This is a genomic window from Mycobacterium sp. (genome assembly GCF_032159775.1).
Taxonomy (GTDB): Bacteria; Actinomycetota; Actinomycetes; order Mycobacteriales; family Mycobacteriaceae; genus Mycobacterium.
Genome location: NZ_JAVHWK010000020.1, coordinates 1 through 6,892, shown reverse-complemented (window position 1 = coordinate 6,892; position 6,892 = coordinate 1). Strand labels below are relative to the sequence as shown.

At 65.6% G+C, this 6,892-nt stretch carries 8 protein-coding genes; 5 read left to right on the top strand and 3 right to left on the bottom strand.

Annotated elements, in window-relative coordinates; translation table 11 throughout:
* Both QOJ24_RS02080 and QOJ24_RS02075 read right to left on the bottom strand, forming a co-directional pair.
* The coding region (locus tag QOJ24_RS02080) for an exodeoxyribonuclease V subunit gamma (RefSeq protein WP_526258624.1) at positions 1-794 on the bottom strand (794 nt) is incomplete at its 3' end.
* 6 nt (positions 795-800) lie between these two features.
* Positions 801-1,427, bottom strand: a complete 627-nt coding sequence (locus tag QOJ24_RS02075) for an HD domain-containing protein (RefSeq protein ID WP_526258622.1) — start codon at positions 1,425-1,427, stop codon at positions 801-803.
* Between the two features lie 84 nt (positions 1,428-1,511).
* On the opposite strand from QOJ24_RS02075, the gene QOJ24_RS02070 reads away from it, so the two are divergent.
* From QOJ24_RS02070 to QOJ24_RS02055, 4 genes are all read left to right on the top strand, one after another.
* Positions 1,512-1,718 carry an alkylphosphonate transporter gene (locus tag QOJ24_RS02070; protein WP_526258620.1) on the top strand — a complete coding sequence of 69 codons (207 nt, stop codon included), beginning with the start codon at positions 1,512-1,514 and terminating at the stop codon, positions 1,716-1,718.
* Positions 1,719-1,742: 24 nt separating this feature from the next.
* Positions 1,743-2,177: a nitroreductase family deazaflavin-dependent oxidoreductase gene (locus QOJ24_RS02065; RefSeq protein WP_526258618.1), complete on the top strand. Its 435-nt coding sequence runs from the start codon at positions 1,743-1,745 to the stop codon at positions 2,175-2,177.
* A 95-nt stretch (positions 2,178-2,272) separates the two neighbouring features.
* Positions 2,273-3,541 carry an Ig-like domain-containing protein gene (locus QOJ24_RS02060; RefSeq protein ID WP_526258616.1) on the top strand — a complete coding sequence of 423 codons (1,269 nt, stop codon included), beginning with the start codon at positions 2,273-2,275 and terminating at the stop codon, positions 3,539-3,541.
* 98 nt (positions 3,542-3,639) lie between these two features.
* Complete coding sequence (locus QOJ24_RS02055; RefSeq protein WP_526258614.1) at positions 3,640-5,313, top strand: purine-cytosine permease family protein; 1,674 nt, start codon at positions 3,640-3,642, stop codon at positions 5,311-5,313.
* Here the strand turns inward: QOJ24_RS02055 and QOJ24_RS02050 are convergent.
* Complete coding sequence (locus QOJ24_RS02050) at positions 5,310-6,524, bottom strand: FAD-dependent oxidoreductase (protein ID WP_526258613.1); 1,215 nt, start codon at positions 6,522-6,524, stop codon at positions 5,310-5,312. The genes QOJ24_RS02055 and QOJ24_RS02050 overlap by 4 nt on opposite strands.
* A gap of 136 nt (positions 6,525-6,660) precedes the next feature.
* Here QOJ24_RS02050 and QOJ24_RS02045 point away from each other — a divergent pair, with 136 nt between their 5' ends.
* Positions 6,661-6,876, top strand: coding sequence for a hypothetical protein (locus tag QOJ24_RS02045; protein ID WP_526258611.1), 216 nt, complete (start codon positions 6,661-6,663; stop codon positions 6,874-6,876).
* Positions 6,877-6,892: the final 16 nt, after the last annotated feature.

Here is a 6,892-nt window from a genome sequence, read left to right as displayed (position 1 = left end):
CTGGTGTCGTCGCGGCGGGCGATCTGGCCGTGAACGCCGGCGAGCGACCGCCACAGATGGTCGCTGGGGTGCGGCAGCCACAGGTGGAGGTCGTGGTGGGTGGACAGCGCCTCGAGCAGTTCGATCTCGGTGTTGGGCAGCCGGGTGTGACCGAAGAGGGAGATGCGCTCGGGCAGGTTGGTGGGCGACTCCTGCAGTGAGACAAGCGATTTGGCGTGCCGGATGTGGGGTGGGTCGGCGTCGACGCGGCTCAGTAGCGCCCGCCACAGGTGCGGCTGCCAGTCGAGGTCGGCGCCGAGCCCGTCGGCGGCTTGGTTCTCCCAGTCGACGAGCAGCTGTGGCCGCTGCCGCGCGTAGGACGCGAAAAGCCCGGCCAGCCGGCGCGCGACGGCGTAGCGGCGGCCCATCCGCAGCTCGCGTTCCTCGCCCGCCTCGAAGTGGCCGAGGTGGGTGGCCAGCGTCTTGCACCAGTCGGCGTCGCAGCTTTCGTCGATCACGTCGAGTAAAGGCCAGACGAGCGTGTCGGGATGCCACGGGTCTTCGTCGTCGGTGCCGGTGATCTCGGCGATCAGCGAGCGCGGGTTGCGGAACGAGATGCCTGCGCAGACGCCGTCCTGTCCGGTTCCGCGGCCGAGGATGTGCGACAGCCGCTGGCTCAGCCACCGCTCGACGCCTTTGGCCGGAACGATGACGAGCTCCTCGGCGAACGGGTCGGGCAGCGGATCGGCGAGAAGCGCACCGAGGCCGTCGGCCAGGAGATTGGATCGCTGCGCGCGATGGAGATGCAATGCCATCGGGCGTCAGACTACGACTGCGCTGTCGCCGCCTTCGACGAGTCGCTTCAGCTCACCGACCACTCGCCCGAGTTCGTCGACCATCCAGCTGTCCAACCCGCGCTGGCGATACGCCGCGAGTAGTTTGTCGTAGTACCAGAGGTGGTCCTGCGGGTTCTTCCGGTTGAAGCGGTCCCACAGCGCCGCGCCATGCGTGTGGTAGTCGCGCAGCATCGACCGGGCGTTGTCCAGCTTGTCGGCCACCGACACCAGCAGCGTGTCCTGGCCGACCTCGCCGAGGTGGTCGATATAGCGCTGCTTGCGTTCGGGCCACGGCTGCTTCTCTTGACCCTCCTCGGGCATTGCGTCGCTGCACTGCTCGACGATGCGCGCGACGTCCTCGCCGAAGTTGGCGCGGATCTCCTGCAGCGTCGACGGCCCGCCCTGGTCTTCCACAGCGTCATGCAGGAGCGCGGCGATGGCCTGGTCCTCAGAGCCCCCGTCGTTGATCACCAGGCTCGCCACCGACAGCAGATGGCCGACATACGGGATGTCGCCGCCCTTGCGCACCTGGTTGTGGTGCTTGCACTCGGCGTACACCAGCGCCTTGGGGAATCGGCCGGACAGTTTCGGTGCCTCGGTGTGTTCGCTCATTCGCCCCCTACCTTCTGACCCGACCTTATCGAGGGGTACCGACGGGTTGAGTCGCTTGTCACACCCTGCCGGGATAGTGAGCCGGTGACGAACACGAGCGAGGCCGACTCTCACTTCGCGCAGCATCCGCAATGCCCGAGGTGCGGAGCCAAGCGCACCGCGCGGGCGGTGTTCGGCATGCCCGTTTCCGAGGAGGAATATCGCAACGCGCCCCCGTGGGTCGACTGGCGCGGGTGCTGCGTGACCCCGGACATCTGGACCTGCACGCAGTGCCGGCACACCTGGGGATGAACCTGCCCGTGCCACCATGGGGACATGCCCGATGACGATTTGTCCTCCGAGCGCGAGTTCAACGAAAACAACATCGAGGAGTTCCGCCGCAACGGCGGAAAGGTCGGCGGTCAGTTCGAGGGCTTTCCGCTGCTGCTGCTGACCTCAACCGGCGCCAAGAGCGGCACCGAGCGCATCAACCTCATCGGTTACTTCGACATCGACGGCAAGATCTACATCGTCGGCTCCGCCGCTGGCCGCGAGAAGAGCCCCGCGTGGGTCTTCAACATCCGCGCTTATCCCGACGTCCGCGTCGAGATCGGCTCCGACCCGCCCAGGGACGTCGTCGCCAACGAGCTGCCCCGCGACGAACGCGACCGCATCTACGAAATCGTCAAGGAGCGGGCGCCGGGGTTCGGCGAATACGAGAAGCGCACCGATCGCGTCATTCCGGTCTTCGAACTTGCCACCAAGGCTTAATCAATAGGTTCGTCGGGGCCCAACTGGGCAACCTATAGTGGGAACACGATCGGCGAGCCCGATCGACCGTCCGGCCCCTGCCGACCCACATTGGAGTGCAATTGCTTTGGTCTCGTCGCGTTCGCGTCATCTCCGCCATCGCCGCAATCGCGGCGCTGGTGCTTCTTGCTGGAGATGTCGCGGAGACCACCGACCCGTGCTCCACCGGGTGCGACGTCGCCAGCGCCGCGCATACCGCCTCCCCTCCGCAGCCCGTTCCTCCCCAGCCTGCCGCCCTTGGGGTCTTCCCGAAGCCCCAAGCTGCCGACGTCGACCCGGCCGCACCCGTATCCGTCACCGCGTTCAGCGGACGCATCGACGACGTCAAGCTGGTCGACGACTGGGGTGAGACGGTGCCCGGCGCTCTCACGCCCGCCAAGACGGGCTGGCACCCGACCGAAGAGCTCAGCTACGACCGCACCTACACCATGACCGTCGCCGCCCGCGGCCCCGGCGGCATGCCGTCACGTCAGACGTCGAGCTTCACCACCCTGTCGCCCGACTCCAAGACCGCCGTAAACCTCAACACCACCGCGGGTGTCTCGCTGGTCGACGGCAACACCTACGGCGTCGGCATGGTCGTCGTCGCGCACTTCGACGAACCGATCACCGACAAGGTCGCCGCCGAGAGCCGCCTGCACGTCACCACCAACCCGCGCGTCACCGGATCCTGGAACTGGGTCGACGACCAGAACGCGCACTGGCGACCCGAGAAGTACTACGCGCCCGGCACGACCGTCGACGTCACCGCCGACATCTACGGCGCCCGCCTCGGCGACGGCATGTACGGCCAAGAGGACGAGCACGTGTCGTTCAAGATCGGGAACGCTCACGTCTCGATCGCCGACGACGTCACCAAGCAGGTCAGCGTGTTCGACAACGGCAAACTGGTCCGGACCATGCCCACCTCGATGGGGATGGGCGGCACCGAAACCCTCGGCAGCAGGACTTTGCACTTCTGGACGCCGCCGGGTGTCTACACCGTGCTGGACAAGGCCAACCCCGTCGTCATGGACTCCACGACGTACGGGCTGACGGGCGCAGGCGGCTATCGCACCACCGTCCCCTATGCCACGCGAATCAGCATCGACGGCATCTATCTGCATCAGCTGAACTCCACAGTGTGGGCACAGGGCAACACCAATGTGTCGCACGGCTGCCTCAACCTCAACGGCGAGAACGCCGTGTGGTTCTTCAACTTCTCCGTACCCGGCGACGTCGTCGAGGTCCGCAACACCGGCGGGCCGCCGCTGCAGCTTTCGCAGAACGGCGACTGGAGCGTCCCGTGGGACCAGTGGCGCAGGGGCAGCGCGCTGAACGCGTAACAGCACGCTCACGCGTCAATCCAATTGACGCAAGTGCTATTCCACACCCGGAACATCGCCGTCACCGTTCGGAAACAAAACGGACCTAGCTTCGCTGCATGACTCAAGACGTCAGCAAGGAGCCGGTGGACGAGGCCGGCCGGATCGATGTCGTGGCCGACCTCGACACCATGACCGCCACCAAAGAGACACTCGAGGACTACACGCTGCGGTTCGCGCCGCGCAGTTACCGAAAGTGGTCGACGCGGGTGGTCGGCATCTCGGCCCTCGGCGGCATCGCCTACCTGGCTGACTTCGCGATCGGCGCCAACATCGGCATCTCCTACGGCACGACGAACGCGCTGTGGGGCATCCTGATCTTCGCAATCGTCGTGATGGCCACCGGCTTTCCGGTGGCCTACTACTCGGCGCGCTACAACATCGACCTCGACCTGGTCACCCGCGGCAGCGGCTTCGGCTACTACGGCTCAGTCGTCACCAACGTCATCTTCGCGACGTTCACGTTCATCTTCTTCGCGCTCGAGGGCTCGATCATGGCGCAGGGCCTCAAGCTCGGACTCGGCATACCGTTGTGGCTCGGGTATGCGGCGTCCACCCTGATCATCTTCCCGTTGGTCATCTACGGGATGAAAGTCCTTTCCACTCTTCAGGTCTGGACGACGCCGCTGTGGCTGGTGCTGATGGTCGCGCCGTTCGTCTATCTCGTCGTGAGCCATCCCGAGTCGGTCGGTCAGTTCTTCGCCTACCAGGGCGAGAACGGTGGCCAAGGTTTCGACTTCGGCTCGACGCTGCTGGCCGCGGGCGTCTGCCTGTCGCTCATCGCCCAAATCGCCGAGCAGAACGACTACCTGCGCTTCATGCCTCCCAAAACCCCGGAGAACAAGCGCAGTTGGTGGACGTGGATGTTCCTCGCCGGACCGGGCTGGGTCATCTTCGGCGCGATCAAGCAGATTGTCGGGTTGTTCCTTGCGGTGTACCTGATCGCCAACGTCGCCGACAGCGCCGGCGTCGCGAACCAGCCGGTGCACCAATTTCTGGAGATCTACGAGAACTTCCTGCCGGGTTGGCTGGCGATGACGCTTGCGGTGGTGCTCGTCGTGATCAGCCAGATCAAGATCAACGTCACCAACGCGTACTCGGGATCGCTGGCGTGGACCAACTCGTTCACCCGCGTCACCAAGACCTACCCGGGTCGCCTGGTGTTCCTCGGCGTGAACCTGCTGATCGCATTGATCCTGATGGAAGCCAACATGTTCGACTTCCTCAACACGATCCTGGGCTTCTACGCCAACTGCGGTATGGCGTGGGTCGTCGTGGTCGCTTCCGACATCGTGTTCAACAAATACCTGCTGAAGCTGTCGCCGAAGCAGCCGGAGTTCCGCCGGGGCATGCTGTATGCGTTCAACCCCGTCGGCTTCGGCTCGATGCTGATCGCCGCCGGCGTGTCGGTCCTCGCGTTCTTCGGCGGCCTGGGCGAGGCCATCCGGCCGTACTCGCCGCTGGTCGCCATCGGCCTGGCGTTGGTGTTACCTCCGATCATCGCCATCGCCACAAAGGGCAAGTACTACCTGCGTCGTATCGACGACGGCATCGACCTACCGATGCACGACGAGCACGGTAACCCGTCGGGCGAGCATCTGAAATGCCATGTCTGCCACCACGATTACGAGCGGCCCGACATGATGAAGTGCGAGACGCACGACGCGCACATCTGCTCGCTGTGCCTGAGCACCGACAAGATCCCCGACCACGTGCTGCCCGCACAGACCTAGCGACGGGCGAAGCCCGGCGCGTGCTGGGGCAGCAGACCGACACCGATGGCGTAGGCGGGGACAGCCGTCAACTGCGGAACGCGCTCCAGCAGCTTCACCACTGCGGCAGGTGGCCTCGCCGCGTCGCGACCTTGCAGCACGGCGCCGAGCAGAAAGCGGTGCAGGGTTCGTTGCACCGTTTGGGTCACCACGGTCGGCAGGATTCGGCGCCGACGTACCGCGGCGAGATGTTTGTCGGTGAGACGGCCGGTGCGAAGAGGTTCGCCCAGAAACCCCGCCGCCGCAACGGCGTCGGCGATCGCAAGGTTGATTCCGACACCGCCGACCGGCGACATGGCGTGCGCGGCGTCGCCGATGCACAGCACGCCGTCGCCGTGCCATTTGCGCAGCCGGTCCAGCCGGACGTCGAGCACTTTCACGTCGTCCCACGACGTCACTGCGTCCGGCGTCGACTCGGGCACCATCTCGGCGAGATCGCGGTGGAATGCGTCGAGGCCGCGGGCTCGTAACTCGGGGTAGCCGCCCTTGGGTATCAGGTACGCGATCTGAAAATAGCCTTCGCGTGGAATCATGATCAGCGCACGGCCGGGTTTTGTCCGGGGAATCAGCGAATACTGCGCCTGCTGATCGCGCGGCAGCCGAAACCAGCACACGTCGAACGGCACCGGGTAGTCGCGGATGGGGAGTCCGGTATCGCGGCGGACCGCGGACGTGCGCCCGTCGCAGCCGACGACGAGATCGGCCCGCAGTTCGCCGGGGCCGCCGGGGCTCGTGTAGCGAACACCGGTCACCTTGCCCCCTTCGCGCAGCAGGCCGCTGACGTTGTGTTGCATGCGTACCGAGAACGTGGGTTCGGCCTTGCCGGCATCGGCGATCAAATCGAGGAGATCCCACTGCGGCACCATCGCGACATAGGGGTGCGGTTGCGAGCGCAGGCGACCGAAGTCGACCATGGTGACGAGGTGGCCGTCGACGTCGAATTGCCCTCTGTCAACGCGGCTCTGCGGTAATTGAGCAAACCGCTCGAACAGCCCGAGCTCGTCGAGCAGTCGCATGGTGACGGGATGCACTGTGTCGCCGCGGAAGTCGCGCAGGAAGTCGGCGTGCTTCTCGAGGACGGTGACCTCGACGCCTGCGCGGGCCAGCATCAGGGCCAAGAACAGTCCGGCCGGGCCACCACCCACGACCGCGCATGTCGTTGCATCGCTCACGTCAACATTGTCGCCCGGGGCCCCCGATGGGCTCGCTGGATCCCGAAACTTAACGATCTTGAAACCTGAGAACGCTGTGAGGCAGCTCACTCCAGGGGCTATATTGTGTCTGCAATCACAACGAGAGGGCTTCCACATGCTTGAAGCGCACAACGGTGCGGTGCTCGCGTCCCAGGTCAGCCCCCGTGCTGCGGCCCGGACCCGTCCCCACATGTGGTGGGGCGTCCTGATGCTGGTGATCCTCGTCGCGGCCATTTCCGCCGTCGTGGTGACGGCGATGATGGGCCTGACGACCGAAGCCCTGATCATCGCGATCTTCACCGGGGCGTTCTTCTCGCGCTGCGCCTGCTGACGCGGCCCCGCCCGGC

Excerpts from the sequence above, each read along its gene's own strand:
- QOJ24_RS02065 (WP_526258618.1), top strand. The coding sequence starts at position 1,743 with ATGCCCGATGACGATTTGTCCTCCGAGCGCGAGTTCAACGAAAACAAC.
- QOJ24_RS02055 (WP_526258614.1), top strand. The coding sequence starts at position 3,640 with ATGACTCAAGACGTCAGCAAGGAGCCGGTGGACGAGGCCGGCCGGATC.
- QOJ24_RS02075 (WP_526258622.1), bottom strand. The coding sequence starts at position 1,427 with ATGAGCGAACACACCGAGGCACCGAAACTGTCCGGCCGATTCCCCAAG.
- QOJ24_RS02045 (WP_526258611.1), top strand. The coding sequence starts at position 6,661 with ATGCTTGAAGCGCACAACGGTGCGGTGCTCGCGTCCCAGGTCAGCCCC.